Below are 23,449 nucleotides of genomic sequence, written 5' to 3'. Positions count from 1 at the left end.
ATTCGTCGGCTCCTACGGGGTTTTTGTGTAACCTTGCGGCTTGTGGTCTCAGGGATTTTCAGGGTATGCGGTTTATTGTGGGTCTGTTGCTTGGCGTCTTGCTTGCGGGTTGCGAGCAACACGTCGCACCTGCCCTGGACCAGCAACTCTACGTCTGGCAGCGCCAATGGACGTCCGCGCACGCGCCGGCATTGAGCGACAGTCGCAGTGACTTCTCGACGTTGCGGGTGCTGGCATTGCAGGGTTTTCCCGGTACCCGTTGGAGCAGGGCGCAGGTCGATCCAGCGTTACTGAAAGCGGATGGCCGACCTTTGATCGCGGTGGTTCGCCTCGACGGTCAACTTCGATCGCTGGATCAGGAGCAGGTCACCGCGCAGATTCTGCAAGTCATCGCCGACTGGCAGGCGCGGGGCCTCACGCTGAGCGGCGTCGAGATCGACCACGATGCCGGCAATGCACGGCTGCCCGCATACGCTGCCTTCCTCAAGCATCTACGCTCCGTCTTGCCGCCATCTCTGCCTCTGAGCATCACCGCGCTGCCGGCCTGGCTCGACAGCCCTCGGCTGCCGGCACTGTTGCAGAGCGTCGACAGCAGCGTGCTGCAGGTTCACGCGGTGAGCGATCCGCGACGAGGTCTGTTTGATCCACAACAGGCCTTGAAGTGGGCCAAGGCCTGGGCACGTGCCAGCGACAAACCGTTCTATCTGGCGCTGCCGGCTTATGGCGTTGCGCTGTTGGCAACTGACGGTGGTGCGCCGGTGGTGGAAAGCGAAGTGCAACTCGAGCGCGGCGGACAGCGCCGGGAGCTGCTCGCCGATCCGCTGCAACTCAGCCAATTGGCCAAGACCTTGCGCGACGACCCGCCCGAGCATCTCGCCGGGCTGATCTGGTTTCGTCTGCCGCTGGCCAACGACCGTCGCGCCTGGAGCCTGACGACTCTACGCGCAGTGGCTCGAGGTGATTTGCTCAGCAGTCATTTCGGCCTGTCGCTCAAAGAGCAGGCCGGACTCTATGACATTCAGCTCGAAAACCGCGGCAATCTCGACAGCCCATGGCCCGCGCAAATCACGCTGAAGGTGCAGGACTGTGCTGGCGCCGATGCGCTCGCCGGTTACTCGTTGCAACAAAGTGCCAATCTGCTTACCTTCACCCGCCTGCGTGACGGCCGCTTGCCGGCGGGCGGGCAGCGCGCTATCGGTTGGGCGCGTTGTGCATATATTGATCAAGGAGGTTCGCATGTTGACCCGTAACTGGCCCCGCCATCTGCTGTGCCTGAGCCTCAGCCTGCCGCTGGGCTCGGCGTTGGCCTGCGGCCCGGACTTCCCGATGCGCCTGCTCGACAATCGCGCGCAGACGTTGGCCGATTTGCCCGAAGGCAGCTTCAGCTTCGAAATCAGTCGCCTCGGCAAAACCATTGCCGGGCTGAAAAATGTCACCGCCGCGACCCATAACCCCAACGATTACGCCGAAGACAACGCGTCGGAGCTGGCACGGGAACAGGCTGAACAGGTCGGCCTGAGCGCCGAGCAGCAAGCCTTGGTCAAGCGCTTGCGCGGGCTCAACGACGCGCGTCAGGCTGACGAGCAGGGCGCCGGTCTGCCGGCGGAAATCCGTTTGTACGTCGCCGGCGCAGTGGCCTTTGCCAGCGGCGATCAGCAATCGGCCACGGATTATTTCAACAAGGTGCTGGCGCTGCCGGCAGAGCAGCGTCCGTTGCGCAGTACCTGGGCGGCGTATTCCCTGGGGCGCATCGCTTTCGCCATGAGCACCGAGGCGCATGACCGTATCGAAGCGCTGGAACAGGCGCGCGCTGCCTTTCGTCAGGCCCGGCAGCTGAGCATCGATGGCTTCAGCGATCCGCTGGAACTGGGCGTTGCCAGCCTCGGTGAAGAAGCGCGGGTGTTGCGCAGCGCGGGTGACTGGAGCGGCGCCATCGAACTGTACGAAGCGCAGAACCTGCACGGCTCGGCGGTCGGTTACACCTCGCTCAAGCAACTGATGAACGAACTGGCTGAATTGCCCCAAGCCCAACTGGCGAAGCTGCTGCAGCAGCCAGCGGTGCAGCAACTGGTCACGGCGTCGCTGGTCAGTCGTCAGGGCTGGTCATTCGGTGAACAGCCGCCGAACGAAAAGAAACTGGTAACACTGCTGCAGACCAGCACACGTGGCAGCCTCGACAATGCCGATCGATTGGCGGCAATGAGTTATCAACAGGGCGATTACGCGTCTGCCAAGGCCTTCCTGGAAAATGCCGGGGACGGCGGGCTCGCTTGGTGGTTGCGGGCAAAACTGGCGGTGCGTGATGGCGACACGACTGCCGCCGCGGCAGCCTACGCCAAAGCTGCCCAGGCTTTCCCGCAGAACGAAGACTGGGGTTATCGCCGCACACCGGACTGGGCGTTTGAAACCGTGCAGCCAAAATGCCGGGTCGAGGGCGAAAGCGCGATCCTGGCGTTGCAACGCGGCGAATACCTGCAAGCCTTTGTCCAGTTGTACCGCAGCAACAGCATTTACTGGTTCGATGCCGCCACCGTTGCCGAGCGGGTGCTGACGATCGATGAGCTTAAACAGTATGTTGATGAGAACGTGCCGGCGCCGCCGCCATTGACGCAGCAGGAACGCGATAACTACGTGCCGCTGTCGGTGGCCGCCAATCTGCGCAATCTGCTCGGTCGACGGTTGCTGCGTGATGGACGTTACGAGGAAGCGGTCAGTTACTTTGCCAGTGACGATCTACAGCACAAGGCCCGGCTCTATGGCGAGCAACGGCTCAAGGCCGAGGCGGCATGGTGGCCGAGCAAACGCGCCAGTGCGTTGTACAACGCCGCATGGACAGCCCGGGAGTGGGGCATGGACATCCTCGGTTATGAGATGGCGCCTGATTACGCCACATTCGGCGGCAGCTACACGCTGGAGAGCACGAAGCTGGATGTCGGCGCGCTGATTTCCGCAGCGGAAGTCCAACGCCAGCAGGCCACCGCCGCGCAACCGGATCAGCGTTATCACTATCGTTTTGTCGCCACGGCATTGGCCAGTCGCGCCGCCGATCACCTGCCGCACACCAGCCAGGCATTTGCCGCGGTGCTGTGCAACGCTGCCGGCTGGAACAGCAGCCTTGCAGACCAGAGTGCGCTGTATCAGCGCTACGTCAAAGAAGGTCCTTACGTGGCGTGGGCGCAAGACTTCGGCAATCAATGCCCGTACCCGGACTTCGAAAATGCCGACAAGCGCTACGTCACCCAAGTGACCGACGCGGTGCGTGCGACGCTGCGACCTTACAAGTGGCCGGTGCAGATTGGCGCGATGGTGCTGGTCGCTTTTGCCGCGCTTGTGTTGATCACCCGTCGTCAACGCAAGGGGCGCCAGGTTTAAGCCTGCTGAAGGAAGCTCAGGCGTACGGCGAAGCCGATCAACAGGCTGCCGAACAGCCATTGCTGAACGCGCTGGGCTGTTGGACTGTGTTGCAGCCAACGGCCCAGTGCCGCGCCGGTCAGGGCGACAACACTGTCAAACAGCAGGCCGACGCTGACCAGCACCAGGCCAAGTACGGCGAACTGGCTCAACACCGGCGCGCCGTGACTGACGATGAATTGCGGCAGCAGCACCGAGCAGAACAGCAAGGCCTTGGGGTTGAGCAGGTTGGTCAGCAGGCCGCGCTGGATCGCTTCGCGCCAGTGGCCGTGTGCAGGTGCTCGCTCTTGGGATTGCAGGCTCGGCACCAGCGAGCTGCGAAAACATTGAATGCCGATCCACAGCAGGTACGCCGCACCCGCGATGCGCACCACATCAAACGTCCACGGTGCCGTTTTGAACAGCGCTGCCAGCCCCAGCGCCGCCAACGCCACATGACAGGCCCGTGCGATGGCCAGGCCCACGGCTGTGGCCAAGGCAGCGCCGCGACCCTGCCGCGCACCGGTTTGCAAGAGCAGGATCATGTCCGGCCCCGGCAATAGAAGCACCACAGCCAGGGTCAGGATAAACAGCCAGAGACTTGCCACGTCGCGCCCTCTCATTGTCGATTTGGTCGCGCCAGTCTAGAGCGAGAGGGCGGGGCAGGTGCTTGCGTAGTCAGCTTCAAAATCCCCTGTGTTTGGCATAACCTGCTGGTTTTCCAGCGCGTAACTATCGGAATCTGCCAAAGATGAAACTTGACGCCTATGACCGCAAGATTCTCGCAGCGCTGCAGCGCAACGGCCGCCTGAGCAACGTCGAGCTGGCGGAGGAAATCGGCCTGTCAGCCTCGCCCTGCCTGCGGCGGGTGCGCATGCTTGAAGAAGCAGGAGTGATCCGCGGCTACCAGGCCAATCTCGATCGAGATGAAGTCGGGCTGGGGCTGACGGTGTTTGTCGGGGTCAAGGTCGAGCGGCATAACGAAGAACGCGCCGAGGCTTTTTATGCCGCTGTCACTGCGTTGCCTGAGGTGGTCTCAGCGTTTCTGGTGTCCGGGGAGTCGGATTTCCTGTTGCAAGTGGTGGTGCCAGACTTGCGCGCTTACGACCGCTTTGTCAGCGCGCATCTGCTGAAGCTGCCGGGGGTGAGCGATATTCGCAGCAACTTTGCCATTCACACAGTGAAAGCGCCGGGGGCGTTGCCGTTGGGACATCTGCCGCTGTAGACCGGGTGACGCCATTCGCGAGCAGGCTCGCTCCCACAGGGGTAACGCATTCCAATGTGGGAGCGAGCCTGCTCGCGAAGGAGCGCGCAAGACTTGGAGATTTACATCTGCGTCGCCATCCCTTCGACATTCATCGCTGCCTGACGCAAAGCTTCCGAGCGCGTCGGGTGCGGATGGCAGGTCAGGGCGATGTCCTCGGCCGAGGCGCTGAACTCCATCGCCACACAAAACTCGCCGATCATCTCGCTAACGCTCGGGCCAACGAGGTGCACGCCGAGCACTTCGTCCGTGCGCTCGTCGGCGAGGACTTTGGCAAAGCCTTCTGTTTCGTGATTGATCTTCGCCCGGCTGTTGGCAGTGAAGGGAAACTTGCCGACCTTGTAGGCGCGCCCTTCGGCCTTGAGCTGTTCTTCGGTCAGGCCGACACTGGCCAGTTCCGGCTGGGTGTAGATGACGTTGGGAATCAGCGCGTAATTGACCTCGCCGGCCTTGCCGTGGATCTGTTCGACGCAGGCCATGGCTTCGTCTTCGGCCTTGTGCGCGAGCATCGGCCCGGACGTGACGTCGCCAATCACCCAGATCCCGGCGGCTTCGGTGCGATGTTGCTTGTTGGCGAGCATGCCGCGTTTGTCGGTGCTCAGGCCGACATTCTCCAGACCCAGGCTTTGGGTGTACGGCCGGCGCCCGATGGCCACCAGCACATAGTCGGCTTCGATCAGTTCAGCAGCGCCGCCTGCGGCAGGTTCGACGCTAAGCTGCACGCCTGAAGCGGAGCTGGTGGCGCTGGTGACCTTCGAGCTCAATTTGAAGGCAATGCCTTGTTTGCTCAGCGCGCTTTGCAAGGTTTTGCCGGCCTCGCCATCGACGCCGGGGCAGATACGATCAAGGTATTCGACCACGGTGACCTGCGCGCCGAGTCGCCGCCATACCGAACCCAGCTCCAGGCCGATCACTCCGGCGCCAATCACCACCAGATGCCTGGGCACTTCACTGAGCGACAGCGCGCCGGTGGAATCGAGGATACGCTGGTTGTCGATCTCGACCCCGGGCAGGGGAGTGGGCTCGGAGCCGGTGGCAATGATGATGTCCTTGGCGCTGAGCTCGGTCTTATTGCCCTGAGCGTCGGTCACCGTGACCTTGCCCGGGCCGTCGATATGGCCCCAGCCCTTGATCCAGTCGACCTTGTTCTTGCGGAACAGAAACTCGATGCCCTTGGTCAGGCCGGCGACGCTTTCGTCTTTCTGTTTCATCATCTGCGCCAGGTTCAGCGTCGGTTTGACCTCGATGCCGAGGTTGGCGAATTCCGTACCCGCCGCAGCGGCGTACAGTTCCGAAGCGTGCAGCAAGGCTTTGGACGGCATGCAACCGACGTTCAGACAGGTGCCGCCCAGCGTCGATCGCCCTTCGACGCAAGCGGCTTTAAGGCCGAGCTGACCGGCGCGGATGGCCGCGTTATATCCACCGGGGCCACCGCCCAGAATCACCACGTCATAGTTGCTCATGCGCTTGCTCCAGATTGCTCGATGGGGATAGCCAAGATTAGCTGCGATAAAAATTATGTGCGTAATATGAGCGTTGCCGAACATTTCGGTCAAGGCTTCAGGCAAGCGACAGCTTCGGCGTCTTTGAATAAGTGCAATTGTGTACGAATATTTCACAGCCTTCGTTATATCGTAACGTCAAGACCAATGTAGTCGGGGTGATATGCAAGTCGATCTTGAGTTGGACGCCACGCCAGTGACCGGGCTGCCGCGCTTTCAGCAAGCAGCCGCGCAGGGACGCCAGTTGCGTCGGCTGGCTTATGGCCTCGGTGGATTTGCAGCGGTGGGCTGGGTGTTGGCGTTTTTCGTCGGCCTGTTTGCGCCACGATCACTGTGGTTGCCATTGTTGATCAATCAAAGCGCAGCGTTGCTGGTGCTCGTCGCCGGGTTGCAATCGGCCTGGTGGGTGACGCAATGGCGCGCGCGAGTACTGCATCCGTTGAGTTCGCAACCGGCAGTTGTGGAGGAGGGCGCCACAGCCGATGGCTGGTACGAAAGGCTTCTGGAGCGCCTGAATCAGCGCAGCCGGCATCTGCTCGGACAAATCGGCGCGCCGACGTTGTGGCTCGGCGGCTGGGCGTTGCTGGTCCTGCTCAGTATCGAGCAAGTATGGAATCTGGCGTTACCCACAGCGGCGTTGGGTATTTCGGCGAGCATCGGTGCGGCATTGGCGTTGTTGATGGCGTTCGCCTTGCTGGTGCTGGAGCGGCACCTGGCACAGGAGCCGCCGGCGCAATGGCCGGAAGCGGCGGCGCTCGCGCAACTGGCCCGGGTGGTGATCTTCTCGCTTCTGATCGGTGCACTGTGTCTGCTGTTCGCCAGTGAACACGCGGTCTGGCCAGTTCGCATCGCGGTGCTCAGCGCGATTCTGCCGATGTTGGTTGCCATCGAACTGTTGTTGCGCGCGGTGCTGTCATTCTTCAGCCCGCGCCGCGAACAACTCGAACCGACCCTGCTGGCGCGCAGTTTTATCGCCGATATGCTGCGCTGGCCGCCGCAACCGTGGCTGGCGCTGCAGCATGAAATGCACAACCGTTTCGGCATCGATCTGCGCCAGATCTGGGCGTTCAGTTACATGCGCCGGGCCCTGTTGCCAGTGATGTCAGTGGTCGCACTGGTCGGTTGGATGCTGACCGGCTTACATGAAATCCCTCTGCAAGGTCGCGGCATCTATGAGCGCTTCGGTAAACCGGAGCAGGTGTTCGGCCCAGGTTTGCACGCCGGATTGCCTTGGCCGTTGGGGCGCGTGCTGAGCGTTGAAAACGGCGTCGTCCACGAACTGGCAACCAGCGTCGGCGACAAGCCGTTGGCCGTGCAGTCCGATTCCGCTGAAGGCCCGGCACCGCTGACCGCCAACCGTTTGTGGGACGCCAGCCACGTCAATGACAAATCCCAGGTCATTGCCAGCAGCCGCGACGCGCAACAGGGGTTGCAGATCGTCAACATGGACGTGCGCTTTGTTTACCGCATCGGTCTGAACGACGAGGCGGCGCTTGCTGCGACCTATAACAGCGCCGATGTACCGACGCTGCTCCGCACCACTGCCAGTCGCATTCTGGTTCACGATTTCGCCTCGCGTACCCTCGACGGATTGCTCGGCGACGATAGGGCAGGGCTTGCCGAGGAAATCGGTCGCGCGGTGCAAAGTGATCTGAACCAACTGAACAGCGGTGTGGAGATCCTCGCCACCGTTGTTGAAGCAATCCATCCACCGGCCGGCGCGGCGAATGCCTACCACAGTGTGCAAGCGGCGCAGATCGGCGCCCAGGCGTTGATCGCTCGCGAACGCGGGGCGGCTGCGCAGGCCAGCAACGAAGCGCAGTTGCAGGCGAGCACGGTTCGCGACCAGGCAACGGCAAACGCGCGGGAGATCAACGCCGCCGCGCAAACCGCCAACCTGAAATTCAGTGCCGAACAGAAAGCCTTCGCCAGTGCCGGCCAGGCCTTCGTGCTGGAGCAATACCTCAGCCAGCTCAGTCAGGGCTTGAGTAAGACCAGGTTGCTGGTACTCGATCATCGACTCGGCGGCAGCGCCAATGCGCCAACCATCGATCTGCGCACTTTCACGCTGCCGGCTGATCCGTCGCCCGCACGTATCAACGCTCAACCAGGAGCCACCCATTGAGCCAGTCGCCTGTGCATGACGTTCACGACCACCGCGGCCACGACCATGGCCACGGCGGGCATCACCATCACCATGGTCATCACCATCATGGCGATGCCGAAGACGCCGGGCCATTTCCATGGCGACGCATGGGTTGGGCGGCGTTGCTGGTGGCGTTTGCCATCGCTGCCGCGAGTCTGGTGCAAGTCCGCTCCGGCGAAGCCACGGTCATCACCCGTTTCGGTAATCCCTCGCGGGTCTTGCTTGATCCCGGATTGAGCTGGCGCTGGCCTGCGCCGTTCGAGGCGGCAATTCCGGTGGACTTGCGTCTGCGGACGACCTCCAGCGGTTTGCAGGATGTCGGTACTCGGGACGGTTTGCGCATCATCGTTCAAGCGTATGTGGCGTGGCAGGTGCAGGGTGATCCTGAACACGTGCAGCGCTTCATGCGTGCAGTGCAGAATCAGCCGGACGAAGCGGCCCGGCAGATTCGTACCTTTGTCGGCTCGGCCCTGGAAACCACGGCCAGCAGTTTCGACCTGGCCGATCTGGTCAACACCGATGCCAGCCAAGTGCACATCAGCGATTTTGAAGCGCAGTTGCGTCAGCAGATCGCTCAACAATTGCTCGCCACTTATGGAGTGCGTGTGGTGCAAGTCGGCATTGAGCGGCTGACGTTACCTTCGGTCACGCTCAGTGCAACGGTCGATCGTATGCGCGCCGAGCGTGAAACCATCGCCACCGAACGCACAGCGATCGGCAAACGCGAGGCGGCGCAGATCCGCTCCGCTGCCGAACGCGATGCGCGAATTGTCCAAGCCGATGCCACGGTAAAAGCCGCCGACATCGAAGCGCAGTCACGGGTAGAGGCTGCGCAGATTTATGGTCGCGCCTACGCCAGCTCGCCGCACCTGTACAACCTGCTGCGCTCGCTCGATACCCTCGGCACCATTGTCACACCGGAAACCAAACTGATTCTGCGCACTGATGCCGCGCCGTTCCGCGTGCTGGTCGATGGCCCCCCGAGTCTCGACAGCAAATCCGGATCGCAACCATGAATGAACAAGTTCCACGTGGAACACATGCGTTGAACAGTCCGTGGATTCAGGCGGGGCGTCTGGCGTTTATCGCCCTTTACGCGGTAACCGTGTTGGCCGCCTTGGCGTGGGCGTGCTCGAATGTGCGGCAGATCGATCCGCAGAACCGCGCCGTGGTGCTGCACTTTGGGGCGCTGGATCGCGTGCAGAATGCAGGTCTGTTATGGGCATGGCCGCAACCCTTTGAACAGGTAATTCTGTTGCCAGCGGCGGATCGGGTAATCGAGCGTCGGGTGGAAAATCTGTTGCGCAGTGACGAGGCGCTGAAGGCTGATCGTGTGGCTTCTTTCGCCACGCCATTGAGCGATGCTCTCGCCGGGTCTGGTTATTTATTAACCGGGGATGCCGGCGTGGTGCAACTGGACGTGCGAGTGTTTTACCAGGTCTCCGATCCCTATGCGTTCGTGTTGCAGGGCGAGCATGTGCTGCCGGCGCTCGACCGGGTGGTGACAGGCAGTGCGGTGGCGCTGTCCGCCGCGCGGGATCTCGACACTATTCTGGTCGCTCGTCCGGAGCTGGTGGGCGCCGACAATCAGGCGGCCGAGCGTCGCGAGCGATTGCGCGGTGATCTGGTGCAAGGCATCAACGCGCGTATCGCTGAGCTGAAAGCGAGCGGGCAGGGCATCGGCATCCAGGTGTCGCGGGTGGATGTGCAATCGAGCCTGCCGGAACCGGCGGTCAGTGCCTTCAACGCGGTTCTGACCGCCAGTCAGCAGGCCGATAAAGCGGTAGCCAACGCGCGTACCGAGGCAGAAAAACTCACTCAATCTGCCAACGAACAGGCCGACCGTACGCTGCAAGTGGCCCACGCGCAGGCGGGTGAGCGCATCGCCAAAGCCTCGGCCAATACCGCAACTGTCTCGAGTCTGGCCACGTCTGCCGACCCGCAAATGCTCCTGCGTCTGTATCGCGAACGCGTGCCAAAGATTCTCGGCCAGGCCGGGTCGGTCACCACTGTTAACCCGAAAGACGATTCCCGGTTGATCATTCAAGGAGCCAGTCAATGACGGCGACCACCGCAGCTCCGAGTCTGTTGTCCTCGGCCGAACAACGCCGCGCCGCGCGCCAATTGACCCTGGCGATGCTCGCGCTCGGGCTGTTGGGTCTGGGGCTGGTCTGGCGCTGGATGCTACCGGAGCAGGTAGGTGTCAGTCAGTTATTGCTCGGTTCTGCTTCTTTATTGGTAGCGGTCCCGGTGATGCGTTCGGCGTGGTACAGCCTGCGTTACCCCAGCCTGCATGGCATCACCGATCAGTTGATCGCGCTGGCCATGCTCGGTGCCTGGGCGACCGGCGATCTGCTCACCGCAGCGTTGTTGCCGATCATCATGATCTTCGGCCATGTGCTGGAAGAGCGCAGCGTCATCGGTTCCCAGGAAGCGATTCACGCACTCGGCCAGTTGACCCGCAGCCATGCGCGCACGCTGCAAGCAGACGGCTCGATCATCGAAGTGGACAACGGCACGCTCAGCACTGGCGATATCGTCGAAGTGCGGGCCGGCGATCGGGTACCGGCGGACGGTCGTGTGTTATCCGGGCAGGCGAGCCTCGACACCGCGTCGATTACCGGTGAGTCGGTGCCGGTGGAAGCTGGCCTCGGCATGCCGGTCTTCGGCGGTGCGATCAACCTCGATGGATTGCTGCGCATCGAAGTCACCCGCACTGGCGGCGAATCGACCTTGGGCAAAGTCATCGCTCTGATGCAAAACGCCGAACGCTCGAAACCGCCGATCACCCGTTTGCTCGAACGCTACGCTGGTAGTTACATGGTGCTGGTGTTGCTGCTGGCGGCGGTGACCTGGTTCGTCACCAATGATGCCCAGGCGATGCTCGCGGTGCTGGTGGCGGCGTGTCCCTGTGCGCTGGTGCTGTCTGCCCCGGCCACGGCGATTGCCGGTGTCGCCGTCGCCGCGCGCCATGGGATTCTGATTCGCAGCTCGGCGTTCCTTGAAGAACTCGCCGATCTGACCTCGCTGGTGGTCGACAAGACCGGCACGCTGACTTACGGCACTTTGCGTTTGCAGTCGATCGCCAGCCTGAACGCGGACGCCGGCGAAGTGCCGGAGCTGGCCGCCAGTCTTGGCGCGGCGAGCAGTCATCCGGTGAGCCGGGCGCTCTCTGGATTGGTCGATCAGCAAGCCTATTGGCCTCTAACCAATATCCATGAGCGCCAAGGCTTGGGTGTAGTGGCGATGACAGAGAAGGGCGAAGCTGCGCTCGGTCGGCCTGAATTATTCGCGCAGCTGGGTATCACAACGACCCTTGTTCCTGAACACGACGGCCCGATCGCGGGTCTGGCTTTGCACGGTGAATTCCTCGCATGGCTGTTGCTCGCTGACAGCATCAAACCTGAAGCACGCTTTGCCTTGAGCGAACTGCGCGAGCTGGGGCTGGGTCGACAACTGCTGCTGACCGGTGATCGTCAGAGTGTGGCCCGAACCCTGGCGCAAGAAGTCGGACTCAACGAAGTCCAGGCGCAAGCGCTTCCCGAGGACAAGCTCAATCGAGTGCTCAAGGAAATCGATCACGGCTTCCGCCCGATGGTGGTTGGCGACGGTATCAACGATTCCCTCGCGCTCAAGGCCGGTGTGGTCGGCGTGGCGATGGGCGCTGGTGGCGCCGACATTGCTCTTGCGTCGGCAGACATCGTCTTGATCGGCAGCGATTTGCGTCGCCTCGGTACTTGCATCCGCTTGAGCCGTCAGTGCCGGCGTACCTTGCAGGTCAATGTGGTGATCGGCCTGGGCTGGACGCTGGCAATTGTGGTTTTTGCAGCTTTCGGCTGGCTCGGCGCGGCTGGGGCGATGATTGCGGCCCTGCTGCACAATCTGAGCACCCTGTTGGTGTTGGGCAACGCCGGACGTTTGCTGCGCTTTCAAGAGCCTTTGCTCAAGGCAGATGCTCAGGAGAGATGAAAGAAAATTCATCGAACCGCAGGCTGCAAACACAGTCATCTGTCGTAAGGCGCGTGGTGTCTGGCGTGCAGCCGCGGCGCCGGTAATGATAGACAAGGCTAATCGAATCGATAGCCTGCTATTTTTCCAGGTTGGTCTACCCTCAGATCAGACGTCTGAAACAAGGGGGGATTTTCCATGCTCGCGCAACTTCCACCGGCCTTACAGAACCTGCAGCTCCCACTGCGCCTGCGACTCTGGGATGGCCACGAGTTCAACCTGGGCCCGGCGCCCAGCGTGACCATCGTGGTCAAGGACCCGCAGATGGTCACCCAGTTTACCCACCCGAGCCTGGATGCGCTGGGTGCGGCGTTCGTCGAGGGCAAGCTGGAACTGGAGGGCTCGATCAGCGAAGTCATCCGCGTCTGTGACGAGTTGAGCAGTGCGCTGCTCGACGAAGACGAAGGCAGTCAACCGGTGCGTGCGCATCACGACAAGGACACCGACGCCAAAGCCATTTCCTACCATTACGACCTGTCGAATGCGTTCTACCAGCTCTGGCTGGACAGCGACATGGCCTATTCCTGTGCCTATTTCGAAACCGGCAGCGAAACTCTCGAACAGGCTCAGCAAGCCAAATTCCGCCATTTGTGCCGCAAGCTGCGCCTGCAGCCGGGTGAGTATCTGCTAGATGTCGGCTGTGGTTGGGGCGGTCTGGCGCGGTACGCGGCGCGAGAGTTCGGCGTGAAGGTGTTCGGTATTACCTTGAGCAAGGAACAATTAGCGCTCGCGCAGGAGCGGGTCAAAGCCGAAGGCCTGGAAGATCAGGTCGAACTGCAGTTGCTCGATTATCGCGATCTGCCGCAGGACGGTCGTTTTGACAAAGTCGTAAGCGTTGGCATGTTCGAACACGTCGGCCACGCCAATCTCGCCGAGTACTGCAAAACATTGTTCGGTGCGGTGAAGGAGGGTGGTCTGGTGATGAACCACGGGATCACCGCCAAGCACACCGATGGCCGCCCGGTTGGGCGCGGTGCCGGAGATTTCATCGAGAAATACGTGTTCCCCAACGGCGAGTTGCCGCATCTGGCGATGATCTCCGCCCAGATCAGTGAAGCAGGGCTGGAGATCGTTGATGTCGAGAGTCTGCGTCTGCATTACGCACGTACGCTTGATCACTGGAGCGAGCGGCTGGAGGACAACCTCGAAGCTGCGGCGAAACTGGTACCGGAGCAGGCGCTGCGGATCTGGCGTCTGTACCTGGCCGGCTGCGCTTATGCTTTCGCCCGAGGCTGGATCAATCTGCATCAGATCCTTGCCGTGAAAGCGCACCCGGATGGCAGCCACGAACTGCCCTGGACCCGCGACGACATCTACAACCCCTGAGACCGGGACGTTCAAAGTATCGGCGAAATCAGCCGGGCGATCCGCATGCCGACCTGTTGCAGGCGGTGGATCTCCCGGCTTTCTTCTTTGGCTACTTCATCGGCCTGAGCGAAATCATCATTTAGCATGTGTTCCACAGCGGCGGCGAACGCGCTGTCGACGGTGAGTAGCATCACTTCGAAGTTCAGGCGGAACGAGCGGTTATCCAGATTGGCGCTGCCGATGGCGCTGATCTCGCTGTCGATCAACACCACTTTCTGATGGAGGAAGCCCGGTCGATAGCGGAACACCCGGACGCCGGCCCGCACCGCTTCAAACGCATACAGGCTGGACGCTGCATAGACGATTCTGTGATCCGGCCGCGACGGCAACAGCAGGCGCACATCGACCCCACGCAAAACCGCCAGCCTCAGGGCAGCGAAGACGGCTTCGTCCGGGACGAAATATGGGCTGGTGATCCATACCCGCTGCGTCGCCGCGTGAATGGCTTCGACGAAAAACAGCGAGCAGGTTTCGTAGGCATCGGCCGGGCCGCTGGCGAGCAATTGACAGAGCACGCCGTCCGCCGGGTACTCATCCGGCAGAATCAACGGCGGCAAAGTGCGTGCGGCCCAGAACCAGTCTTCGGCGAACGATTCCTGCATACACGCCACCACCGGCCCGCGTACTTTGACGTGGGTATCGCGCCAGGGCGCCAGCGGCGGTTTCTCGCCCATGTATTCGTCGCCGACGTTATGCCCGCCGACAAAGCCGACCACGCCATCGACCACGACGATTTTGCGGTGGTTACGGAAATTCACCTGAAAGCGGTTGAGCCAGCCACTGCGCGTAGCAAAGGCTTTGACCTCGACACCACCATCGCGCAACGCCTGCGCGTAGTGATGGGGCAGGGCATGACTGCCAATGCGGTCGTAGAGCAAGTGAATGGACACCCCTTCGGCGGCTTTCTTCAACAGCACATCACGCAAGCGCTGGCCGAGGCGATCATCGTGGATGATGAAGAACTGGATGAGCACTGCTTCCTTCGCTTGTTCGATCGCCTGAAAAATCGCCTCGAAGGTCGCCGTGCCGTTCACCAGCAGTTGCACTTCGTTATTCGCCAGGCACGGCATGCGCCCCAGTTTCGGCATCGCACGTAATGAGGCGTAGGCGCTTGAGGCCCGGGCGGCCAAGGCTTCTTCCACCCACGGGCGCCAGTTCAGTTCGGATATCGCCAAGCGCATCTGCTCGTTGGCCTGGCGCCGCGCCTTGATGTAACCATCGAAGGTGCTGCGACCGAACACCAGGTACGGAATAAGCGTGAGGTAGGGAATGAAGATCAGCGACAATGCCCAGGCGATCGAGCCTTGTGCGGTGCGCACGGTAAGCACTGCATGGATCGCAGCGATCGAACCGAGTGTGTGCAACAGGGCGATCAGGTAACCGAAAATATGCGGTCCGAAAAAATCCATGGGGCAGCCTTGCTCCGCGAGATGCAATGCTTAACAGACCATGTTCTGCTGCGAATGTCTCTATTTAATCGGTGCATGAACCGACGCAACCGGCCGGCGTCTAACGGCCACAACTGATCAGGAGTTTCTCGATGAACGTTCGTCTGCTGGGTTTGGCGCTGGGCCTGGGTTTGGCATTACCGGTGGTTGCGCAGGCGCAAATGCTGCAGCCGGGGTTGTGGGAGATGACTTCAAGCAATCTGAAGGTCGATGACCAGGCCATGGACGTGCAATCGATCCTTGGCCAGATTCAGGGCCAGATCACCCCACAGCAGCGGGCGGCGCTGGAAAAGAACGGCATCAATATCGGCGGTAAAGGCATCCGCGCCTGCCTGACGCCACAGCAAGTGGCGACCAACGATATCCCGTTGGCCGATCCGCAATCGGGCTGCAAGCAGCAGATCACCGAGCGTACCGGCAACCAATGGAAATTCCGCTTCAGCTGCCCGAAGGCCCAGGGCACCGGCGTAGCGACATTCCTCAGTGACCGCGAATTTACCACCGTCGCCAATGGCACCTTCAACGCCATCGGCATCAACCAGAAGGGCAGCCTGGAAACCCGTGCGGTGTGGCTGGGTCAGGATTGCGGCACCGTTAAACCCCGCGCTTAAAACCTCTGCGACTCCCACAGCTGGAACCCATTCCAACTGTGGGAGCGAGCCTGCTCGCGAATAGATCGGAAGTTCGCCTCAGGTCATGGCTGACTCAACGCCTTGTACAGCGTATTGAGGTTGTATTCGAACAGCCCGGTAAAGGTGCTCGCCGGGCCACTCGCCGCCAGCGCATCCGAATACAGCGTGCCACCGATGTGCGCGCCGCTTTCATCCGCGATCTGCTTGAGCAGACGCGCGTCCTTGATGTTCTCCATAAACACCGCTTTGACTCTGGTCCGGCGAATCTGCGTGATCAACGCTGCGACTTCAACAGCCGACGGTTCGCGTTCGGTGGACAACCCCTGCGGCGCCAGAAAGTCGATGCCATAGGCCTGGCCGAGGTAGCCGAACGCATCGTGGCTGGTAACGATCTTGCGGTTGCCTGGTGGCAGCGCCCCGAGTTTGTTTTTGGCTTCGGCGAGCAGCGCGTAGATCTGTTTGAGATAGTTCTGGCTGTTGCGCTCGTAGTCGGCCTTGTTGGCCGGGTCGGCAGTGACCAGTGCCTTGGTGATGTTGCCGACATACAACTCAGCATTCGCCAGATTGTGCCAGGCGTGTGGATCCGGCACGGTTTCGCCGTCCTCATCGAGCGAACGTGGAATCACCCCGCGACTGGCAGTGATCACCGTCGCCTTACTGTCGGTGCTGGTCACCAGCCGATCCAGCCAAGGCTCGAAACCGAGCCCGTTCTTGATGATCAGCCGCGCCCTGAGCAGGGCCTTGGCATCGTCCGGGGTCGGCTCGTAGGTGTGCGCATCGGCGTCCGGGCCAACCATGCTGGTGATTTGCACGTGCTCGCCGCCGACCTGCTGAACCATGTCGGCGAGGATGCTGAAGCTGGTGACCACCGGCAGTTTTTCGGCAGCCGACAACGTCATCGACAGCATCAGGCTGAACAGCACGAGTAGAGCGCGCATCGGGAAACACCTCATTGGGATGTGAGCAAGGGCGGACGGTGCAGCAAACCGTGAACCGGCCCGAACACCACTGAAAGCAGATAGCCGACCCCGGCGACCAGCACGATGGCCGGGCCGCTAGGCAGCGAGTAGTAAAACGACAGCAGCAAGCCGAGCCACACCGACAGGCAACCCATGACGGCGGCGACAGCAACCAGTACCGGGAGGCGGCGGCTCCAGAACCTTGAGGCAGCCGCAGGCAGCATCATCAGTCCGACCACCATCAGTGCGCCGATGGCTTGAAAGCCGATCACCAGATTCAGCACGACCAGAGTGAGAAACACGGCATGGGCCAGCGGCCCGAGACGGCTGACCGTGCGCAAGAACAGCGGGTCTAGTGTGTCCAGTAACAACGCTTTGTAGATCGCGGTCATGGCCACGAGGCTGAGGGCCGAGACCCAAAGCATGCCGGTCAGCGTCGGCCCGTCCACGGCCAACGCAGAGCCGAACAGCAAATGCAAAAGGTCGAGGCGTTTGCCGGCCATGCCAAGAATCAGCACGCCGCTGGCCAGTGAGATCGGATAGACAGCGGCGAGGCTGGCGTCTTCGCGTAGGCCCGTGCGCCGAGTGATCCAGGCGGCGAGACCGGACATGCTCAGACCGGCGCCGAGGCCACCCAGCGTAAGGGCAGGGAGGCTCAAACCGGCGAACCAGAATCCCAATGCTGCACCGGGGAGAATGCCGTGGGCCACCGCGTCGCCGATCAGGCTCATTCGCCTGAGAATCAGGAACACGCCCAAGGGCGCCGTGCTGCATGCCAGCACCAGTCCGCCGAGCAAGGCGCGGCGCATGAATACGAATTCGCTGAAGGGCTGCCAAAAATGGCTGACGGTGATGAGCATCAGGCCACCCGCATGGACGGTGTCGGCTGGATCAATTCTCGGCTGGTCCCGTACACGCAGTGGCCGTTTCTGATCAGCAGCGTATGCGGAATATGTTGTCGCACCGCGACCAGGTCATGGCAGACCACAACCAGTGTTCGGCCCTGCGCCTGCCAATGGTGAATGTGTTGCCAGAGCAATTGCTGCCCGAGTTCATCGAGTGCGGCATGCGGTTCATCCAGCAACAGCACTGGGGCGTCTGCGAGGCTCAATCGCGCGAGCAGCGCACGCTGTAATTCACCGCCGGACAGGGCCATCAAAGGACGCTGTTCAAGTCCACTCAAATGCCAGTCTTCCAGTGCGTTTTTCAAGCGCTGCGTGCGCAATTGAGTCGAGAGCCGACGACCCCAGAAACCTGCAGCGATTAGTTCTTCGAGGCTGATCGGGAATTGTCGATCCAGGTGCTGCTGTTGCGGCAGAAAGGAAATGCCGCTTTGCCGTGGAACAGCCATTTCGACTTTGCCAGCCAAGGGCTTTTGCAATCCGGCGATGATTTTCAACAAACTGCTTTTGCCGCAGCCGTTGGCGCCGATGACGGCAGTCAGGCTGGCGCTTTCGAACTCCAGGCTCAGAGGTGTCGTCAACGGTTGTCCGGGCGCGCCCCAGACCAGCGATTGGCAGCGGATCATGGTTGCTCCCGCTGCCAACTGCTCTCGGCAACGGCGTCGTGAGCGTGCAGGCTTTCGGCATGGCTCACGCGGATATGGAATCGGTTGATACCCGGCGTGCGCTGCAGTGCCAGGTTGAGACGGCGGGCTGCGTCTTCGCAGAACATCAGATTTTGCCCGTTGGCGAGAGCGAAGGCCTGCTCGTCCGGGCGTTTTACGGCGGCCTGAACGGCGGTGCCGAGAGCGGCTTCGGCGTCATTGATGATTGCGGTCAGCGGAAGCTCATCGATGAAGTCATCAAGATGCAGGTGAAGTTGCGCATAACTGCGTTGGCTATGCGGTGTCGCTACGATCCCTTTGGTTGAGCCGAGCCATGCCAACACCTCAGCGTGCTGCAGAGACTTATTGGCGAAATCGTCGACGAATTGCTGCTGGATCAATTGCCTTGCCAAGGCTGCGGAGCACGGGCATGTCGAGGAATAAGGCACCTCGACTTTTAGTTCCACGTGGAACATCCGCTGTTTCAGGCTGGCTGAGATGGTAGCCGGATAGGATTTCCAGCCTGCCAAGGGACTGATCAGCGCGGGTCGCTTGAGTAGCAAGTCAGTATGAATGTTCAGATATGCGCAGTCAGACAGACCCTGATGACTGGCCAGAAAACGCTTGAGTATTTCCCGCAACAGCGCCGGGGAAAGGCTTCGCTGTTCGAGCGTATCGAGTGCCAAGTACAACCGCGACATGTGAATACCGCGCGCTTCACCATCATCAAGGCTCACGCCAGCGTCTACTTTGGCACTGAGGCGTTGGCCTTCAAGCAAAACAGGTAGGGCAATCCCACGCATGCCTACCCAATCGAGTGGCAATGCCTGGCGTGCAGATTGGTTGGCGATATCCGGTAGCGTAAGAGCGTTCATGGTTGAGACCGTCGTGTTGATCTCATTTTACGTTACATTATAACACTGCATGCAGCGAAGCTTTTTTCATGAAAAGGTTTTCACTAGCAGCCCGTCATCCGGCTGCAAGTGAACCTTGCGCTGCTGCCTCCCGAGCTTGAGAAGCGGTTGATGGTCGTCCAGCCAACACGCCGGGTATAGCCGACCCAAGCCTCGCCATCCGAGGCAATGCCGGTAAAAAACGTCAGTTGGCCGAACCGGCTGTTGGTTTGCGCCCAGTAGCGATGGCCATTCTTTTCGAATCCCCTGAGATACAGCGAGGTGCCGACCGTATTGACGCTATAGGCGTTGCCTTCGGCGTCCACGCAAGCCAGCAGGTTAGCGCTGCGCGTGCAGTGCGCGAGACCGGGAACGTGCGCTTCGGCTTGGCCGGTGAGCGCCATGCCGGAACTCAAAAGCAGGTATTTCAGCGCATTGTTCATCGCGGTTTCCAGGATAGGTGGCGAGACAAATCGTGAAATCTTCCCGCTCGGGCTAGCAACTCTGTATTGTTACACTATAACATAAAGCGCAAACCAGCCGGAGCTGCCGATAACAACCGTTGCCTTCTTCACTACCAAGAAGCGCAATACGTCATGCGCAAATCACCAAAGCGCATATCGGCGGCTATCAACGAGGATTATCCAATGTCAGAGAAATTGCCCGTCACCGTACTTTCAGGATTTCTCGGCGCCGGTAAAAGTACGCTTTTGAATTACGTACTACGTAACCGCAAAGGTCTGCGCGTTGCGGTAATCGTCAACGATATGAGCGAAATCAATATTGATGGTAGCGAAGTCCAGCGTGATGTCAGCTTGAACCGCGCAGAAGAAAAACTCGTTGAAATGAGCAACGGCTGCATTTGCTGTACGTTACGTGAAGACCTGCTTGAAGAGGTCAGCAAGCTCGCAAGGGAAGGACGTTTCGATTACCTGCTGATCGAATCCACCGGCATCTCCGAACCGCTTCCAGTCGCCGAAACTTTCACCTTCCGCGATGAACACGAACAAAGCCTCGCCGACATCGCCCGTCTCGACACCATGGTCACAGTCGTCGACGGCGTGAACTTCCTGCTCGATTACCAGGCCGCCGAAAGCCTCGCCTCTCGCGGCGAAATCCTCGGTGAAGAAGACGAGCGTTCCATCACGGACCTGTTGATCGAACAGATCGAATTCGCCGACGTCCTGCTGATCAGCAAAATCGACCTGATCAGCCAGCATGAGCGCGAAGAGCTCATAGCGATCCTCAAGCGCCTGAATGCCCAGGCTGAAATCATTCCAATGGTGATGGGCGAGGTGCCGTTGGAGAAAATCCTCAACACTGGCCGTTTTGATTTTGAAAAAGCCGCACAGGCACCCGGATGGCTACAGGAATTACGCGGTGAGCACGTCCCGGAAACTCAAGAGTACGGCATCGCCTCGACGGCGTACCGCGCCCGCAGGCCCTTCCACCCACAGCGCTTTTTCAGCTTCATCGACCGCCCATGGCTGAACGGCAAGCTGCTGCGCTCCAAAGGCTTCTTCTGGCTCGCCAGCAAGCCTACCGATGCTGGCAGTTGGTCGCAGGCCGGTGGTTTGATGCGGCATGGATTTGCCGGTCGCTGGTGGCGTTTCGTGGCGAAGAATCAATGGCCTGAGGATCAGGAAAGCGTACAGGCCATCATGGGAAACTGGACTCCGAGCGTAGGAGATTGTCGCCAGGAACTGGTTTTCATCGGTCAGAACATCGATTTCCTACAGCTCGCAGCCGAGCTGGATGCCTGTCTGCTCACCGATGAAGAAATGGCAGTGGGTGTCGAAGGCTGGCGCTTGCTGCCTGATCCCTTCGGCCCTTGGCACGAAGAGGCCGCCTGATGCTCGCACTCAAAGATCATTACCTCCTTACCCGTCATCAGCATCAGGGCCTGAGCCCGCAAACGCTGACGCGAATCCTTGAGGACGGAACCAATCTCGCGATCTGGCAACGCCAGCTGCCTTTGCACATCGCCGATTTCGCACAATTAGTGCTGTCGCTCAACGAGCCCTTGGCCGAGTCGCTTTGCCTGGAATTACCTGACGAAGACGCCGAACCGGATCTCGACGGACTGGCTTCAGGGCTGCGTGATCTTCAAGGTTACGAAGGTTTCATGAGCGACCTTAAATGGCTGATCAGTGCCTTCGCCTGCCTGCTCGGCGCGCGGCGTATCGGCGTGCGCTTGCGCGTGCTGGACAAGGCCATGTGTCCGCGCTTCCACGTCGATCACGTACCCGTGCGCCTGATCACGACCTATGCCGGGGTCGGTAGCCAGTGGCTTGAAGAGGGGGCGATGGATCGCATGCGACTTGGTCAGGCCAATGCCGAACCGCAAGATGCAGCGACGATTCGCCAGCTCAACAGCGGCGACGTTGCCCTGCTCAAGGGCGAAAAGTGGCACGGCAATGAGGGCTTCGGCCTAATCCATCGTTCACCGCAACCGGCTCCCGGTGAACGCCGTCTGCTGCTGACCCTCGACTGGCTCGGCTGACACTCAGGGCTTGCGCCAGGCGCCCTGGCTCTGGCCTTCGCAGTACGGCTTGAGATACGCCGCATCAGTGGCCACGCCGTAATAGTGGATATCCTGGCGATAGGGCATATTGGCGACTTGCGCGTTGCTGCACACACCGAAAGCCCCGCTCGGGCACTGATCGACGTATTGCACCTCGACCTTCTGCCCGGCCAGCGTCGGTTGGCAGAAGCCGTCACTGAACAATTTCTGCGGAATCGTCCTGTTCTGCTGACAGACTTTGACGTCGAGCCGTTCGCCCTGTGTGTGCACCACGCAGGCCTGGGCCCACGCTTCACTCGACAGCAGCGTCAACAGCAACGACCATCCCCACCAGCGCATCATCAGTCTCCTCAATAACTGTCCGCAGAAAAGTACCCGCCATGTTGCAGAACATTCCGACCCACGTCATCGCCGGCCCGTTGGGCGCGGGCAAGACCAGCCTGATTCGCCAGTTGTTGGCGCAGCGGCCCGCGGACGAACGCTGGGCGGTGCTGATCAACGAGTTTGGCCAGATCGGTCTGGATGCCGCGCTGCTGACTCGCGATGCCGATGGTATCGCACTGGGTGAGGTGGCCGGGGGCTGCCTGTGTTGCGTCAATGGCGCGCCGTTCCAGATCGGCCTTGGCCGCTTGCTGCGCAAGGCCCGACCGGATCGACTGTTTATCGAGCCATCCGGGCTGGGCCATCCCGCACAGTTGCTCAAGCAATTGAACACGGCGCCTTGGCTGGGCGTGCTGGCGGTTCAGCCGTGTGTTCTGGTCCTGGATGCTCAGGCATTGCATGCAGGTAGAGGCTTGCCGGAGCCCCAGCAGCAAGCGTTGGCCAGCGCGGGGTTGTTGCTGTTGAACAAGGCAGACGACCTTGATGAAACGGTTCGGGAGAACATCGCTCGCCAGCTGCCACCGGTCAGGATGATCTGGACGCAGCAAGCCCAGTTGCCTCTGGATGAGCTGCCGGGGATGACAGAAAAAGCAACCGAAGGCGTGGTTAATCTGCCGCTGCCCACGGGCTTGGCGCAGCTGCCGGCCGTCTGGAGCGACCCGAGCGTGCCGATTTGCCTGAGCCAGGCGCAGGAGGATGGCTGGAGCATCGGGTGGCGCTGGCATCCTGGACAGATATTTGACCAAGGACGCATCGTTGATTGGCTGGCCGCTCTCGAGTGGAAGCGGGCCAAACTGGTTATCCACGGCAGCGATGGCTGGGTTTCAGTCAATGCGCTGGAAAATGCAGATCTGATTTGGCAGGCCAGCGAATGGCGAAAAGATTCGCGAATTGAGCTGATCTTTACCGGGCCGCAGAATATCGAACAGCTAGACGCCGATTTGACTCAATGCCGAGTTCGGTGAATCAGCTCAAGGCTTCCACTTTGTATGTTCCTGCCGCCACTGGCTCAGCTCGATGACTTCCGCGCGAGGCTTGTGCACTTCGACCACCGGCGGCGTATCGTCGAACGGTGCCGGGTAGGGTGCCAATTCAATCTGCGCACTGTGCGCGCCGAATTGGGTCACGGTGCCGTTGTGGCGGCTCTCGCCAGTCACGGTGAATTCGAAGTTGTACACCCGCGCCAGTCGGCGGCGACCGTTGGCATCCCTGATCAAACCGATCTTTTTCAGCGCGACGTTACCGTCCAGCAATTCGACGCCGACGTTGCTGCAATGCTGTTTGACCCGCTCCAGCGCGCGCTCGCGCAAGCCGTGGTTGTGCCAGAACCAGGCACCGGCAGCGGCGAACAGCATCAGCACGAAGATGTTTTCCAGGGTCAGCATCTA

The 23,449-nt window shown here is 60.8% G+C and carries 22 protein-coding genes; 12 read left to right on the top strand and 10 right to left on the bottom strand.

Annotation, left to right across the window (positions count from 1 at the left end):
• Window positions 1-65: 65 nt before the first annotated feature.
• Together AEQ63_RS24565 and AEQ63_RS24560 are read left to right on the top strand one after the other, a co-directional pair.
• The gene (locus AEQ63_RS24565) at window positions 66-1,250 is read left to right on the top strand and encodes a DUF3142 domain-containing protein (protein WP_064365189.1); all 1,185 of its coding nucleotides are present in this window, start codon (window positions 66-68) and stop codon (window positions 1,248-1,250) included.
• Window positions 1,237-3,372 (top strand): hypothetical protein, encoded by a 2,136-nt coding sequence (locus AEQ63_RS24560; protein ID WP_064365188.1) that lies wholly within the window; start codon window positions 1,237-1,239, stop codon window positions 3,370-3,372. Before AEQ63_RS24565 ends, AEQ63_RS24560 begins: the two co-directional genes overlap by 14 nt.
• On the opposite strand, the gene AEQ63_RS24555 is transcribed toward AEQ63_RS24560, so the two are convergent.
• Window positions 3,369-3,998 (bottom strand): LysE family translocator, encoded by a 630-nt coding sequence (locus AEQ63_RS24555; protein WP_042608024.1) that lies wholly within the window; start codon window positions 3,996-3,998, stop codon window positions 3,369-3,371. The genes AEQ63_RS24560 and AEQ63_RS24555 overlap by 4 nt on opposite strands.
• Window positions 3,999-4,141: 143 nt before the next feature.
• On the opposite strand from AEQ63_RS24555, the gene AEQ63_RS24550 reads away from it, so the two are divergent.
• Window positions 4,142-4,615 (top strand): Lrp/AsnC family transcriptional regulator, encoded by a 474-nt coding sequence (locus tag AEQ63_RS24550; RefSeq protein ID WP_024014870.1) that lies wholly within the window; start codon window positions 4,142-4,144, stop codon window positions 4,613-4,615.
• A gap of 101 nt (window positions 4,616-4,716) precedes the next feature.
• Here AEQ63_RS24550 and lpdA read toward each other — a convergent pair whose 3' ends face one another.
• Window positions 4,717-6,117: a dihydrolipoyl dehydrogenase gene (lpdA, locus tag AEQ63_RS24545; RefSeq protein ID WP_064365187.1), complete on the bottom strand. Its 1,401-nt coding sequence runs from the start codon at window positions 6,115-6,117 to the stop codon at window positions 4,717-4,719.
• Between the two features lie 202 nt (window positions 6,118-6,319).
• Between lpdA and hflK (AEQ63_RS24540) the strand changes: the two genes are divergently transcribed.
• The 5 genes from hflK (AEQ63_RS24540) (at window position 6,320) to cfaB (ending at window position 13,636) form a co-directional block, all read left to right on the top strand.
• Window positions 6,320-8,281 (top strand): protease modulator HflK, encoded by a 1,962-nt coding sequence (gene hflK / locus AEQ63_RS24540; protein WP_064365186.1) that lies wholly within the window; start codon window positions 6,320-6,322, stop codon window positions 8,279-8,281.
• Complete coding sequence (gene hflC / locus AEQ63_RS24535) at window positions 8,278-9,318, top strand: protease modulator HflC (RefSeq protein ID WP_064365185.1); 1,041 nt, start codon at window positions 8,278-8,280, stop codon at window positions 9,316-9,318. The genes hflK (AEQ63_RS24540) and hflC overlap by 4 nt, the downstream gene beginning before the upstream one ends.
• The gene (gene hflK, locus AEQ63_RS24530; RefSeq protein ID WP_064365184.1) at window positions 9,315-10,364 is read left to right on the top strand and encodes a protease modulator HflK; all 1,050 of its coding nucleotides are present in this window, start codon (window positions 9,315-9,317) and stop codon (window positions 10,362-10,364) included. Before hflC ends, hflK (AEQ63_RS24530) begins: the two co-directional genes overlap by 4 nt.
• A complete protein-coding gene (locus AEQ63_RS24525) occupies window positions 10,361-12,271 on the top strand; it encodes a cation-translocating P-type ATPase (RefSeq protein ID WP_064365183.1) in 1,911 nt (636 codons plus the stop codon). Before hflK (AEQ63_RS24530) ends, AEQ63_RS24525 begins: the two co-directional genes overlap by 4 nt.
• A 177-nt stretch (window positions 12,272-12,448) precedes the next feature.
• Complete coding sequence (cfaB, locus tag AEQ63_RS24520; protein ID WP_064365182.1) at window positions 12,449-13,636, top strand: C17 cyclopropane fatty acid synthase CfaB; 1,188 nt, start codon at window positions 12,449-12,451, stop codon at window positions 13,634-13,636.
• Window positions 13,637-13,647: 11 nt separating this feature from the next.
• Here the strand turns inward: cfaB and cls are convergent, their stop codons facing one another.
• The gene (cls, locus tag AEQ63_RS24515; protein WP_064365181.1) at window positions 13,648-15,087 is read right to left on the bottom strand and encodes a cardiolipin synthase; all 1,440 of its coding nucleotides are present in this window, start codon (window positions 15,085-15,087) and stop codon (window positions 13,648-13,650) included.
• 131 nt (window positions 15,088-15,218) lie between these two features.
• On the opposite strand from cls, the gene AEQ63_RS24510 reads away from it, so the two are divergent.
• A complete protein-coding gene (locus AEQ63_RS24510; RefSeq protein WP_042608032.1) occupies window positions 15,219-15,737 on the top strand; it encodes a DUF3617 domain-containing protein in 519 nt (172 codons plus the stop codon).
• A gap of 83 nt (window positions 15,738-15,820) precedes the next feature.
• Here the strand turns inward: AEQ63_RS24510 and AEQ63_RS24505 are convergent, their stop codons facing one another.
• The 5 genes from AEQ63_RS24505 to AEQ63_RS24485 all read right to left on the bottom strand — a co-directional run bounded on the left by AEQ63_RS24505 (window position 15,821) and on the right by AEQ63_RS24485 (window position 19,599).
• Window positions 15,821-16,696: a metal ABC transporter substrate-binding protein gene (locus AEQ63_RS24505; protein ID WP_064365180.1), complete on the bottom strand. Its 876-nt coding sequence runs from the start codon at window positions 16,694-16,696 to the stop codon at window positions 15,821-15,823.
• An 11-nt stretch (window positions 16,697-16,707) separates the two neighbouring features.
• Window positions 16,708-17,577 (bottom strand): metal ABC transporter permease, encoded by an 870-nt coding sequence (locus AEQ63_RS24500; RefSeq protein ID WP_064365179.1) that lies wholly within the window; start codon window positions 17,575-17,577, stop codon window positions 16,708-16,710.
• Window positions 17,577-18,245, bottom strand: a complete 669-nt coding sequence (locus AEQ63_RS24495) for a metal ABC transporter ATP-binding protein (RefSeq protein ID WP_064365178.1) — start codon at window positions 18,243-18,245, stop codon at window positions 17,577-17,579. The genes AEQ63_RS24500 and AEQ63_RS24495 overlap by 1 nt, the downstream gene beginning before the upstream one ends.
• A complete protein-coding gene (gene folE2, locus AEQ63_RS24490; protein WP_064365177.1) occupies window positions 18,242-19,138 on the bottom strand; it encodes a GTP cyclohydrolase FolE2 in 897 nt (298 codons plus the stop codon). Before folE2 ends, AEQ63_RS24495 begins: the two co-directional genes overlap by 4 nt.
• An 83-nt stretch (window positions 19,139-19,221) precedes the next feature.
• Window positions 19,222-19,599, bottom strand: coding sequence for a hypothetical protein (locus AEQ63_RS24485; protein WP_064365176.1), 378 nt, complete (start codon window positions 19,597-19,599; stop codon window positions 19,222-19,224).
• 204 nt (window positions 19,600-19,803) lie between these two features.
• Between AEQ63_RS24485 and zigA the strand changes: the two genes are divergently transcribed.
• On the top strand, window positions 19,804-21,009 hold the full coding sequence (zigA, locus tag AEQ63_RS24480) for a zinc metallochaperone GTPase ZigA (protein WP_064365175.1): 1,206 nt from the start codon (window positions 19,804-19,806) through the stop codon (window positions 21,007-21,009).
• Window positions 21,009-21,659, top strand: coding sequence for a DUF1826 domain-containing protein (locus AEQ63_RS24475; RefSeq protein ID WP_064365174.1), 651 nt, complete (start codon window positions 21,009-21,011; stop codon window positions 21,657-21,659). The genes zigA and AEQ63_RS24475 overlap by 1 nt, the downstream gene beginning before the upstream one ends.
• Window positions 21,660-21,662: 3 nt before the next feature.
• Here AEQ63_RS24475 and AEQ63_RS24470 read toward each other — a convergent pair whose 3' ends face one another.
• Entirely contained in the window at window positions 21,663-22,019 is a 357-nt protein-coding gene (locus AEQ63_RS24470) for a hypothetical protein (protein WP_064365269.1), read from the bottom strand.
• Between the two features lie 41 nt (window positions 22,020-22,060).
• Here AEQ63_RS24470 and AEQ63_RS24465 point away from each other — a divergent pair, with 41 nt between their 5' ends.
• Window positions 22,061-23,026, top strand: coding sequence for a CobW family GTP-binding protein (locus AEQ63_RS24465; RefSeq protein WP_064365173.1), 966 nt, complete (start codon window positions 22,061-22,063; stop codon window positions 23,024-23,026).
• Between the two features lie 6 nt (window positions 23,027-23,032).
• Here AEQ63_RS24465 and AEQ63_RS24460 read toward each other — a convergent pair whose 3' ends face one another.
• On the bottom strand, window positions 23,033-23,446 hold the full coding sequence (locus tag AEQ63_RS24460; protein WP_064365172.1) for a DUF3301 domain-containing protein: 414 nt from the start codon (window positions 23,444-23,446) through the stop codon (window positions 23,033-23,035).
• Window positions 23,447-23,449 lie beyond the last annotated feature (3 nt).

Source organism: Pseudomonas sp. RIT-PI-o (genome assembly GCF_001297215.1).
GTDB classification, from domain to species: domain Bacteria; phylum Pseudomonadota; class Gammaproteobacteria; order Pseudomonadales; family Pseudomonadaceae; genus Aquipseudomonas; species Aquipseudomonas moraviensis_A.
The sequence above is the reverse complement of the archived record's forward strand: the minus strand, read 5'-3'. Positions and strand labels throughout refer to the sequence as shown.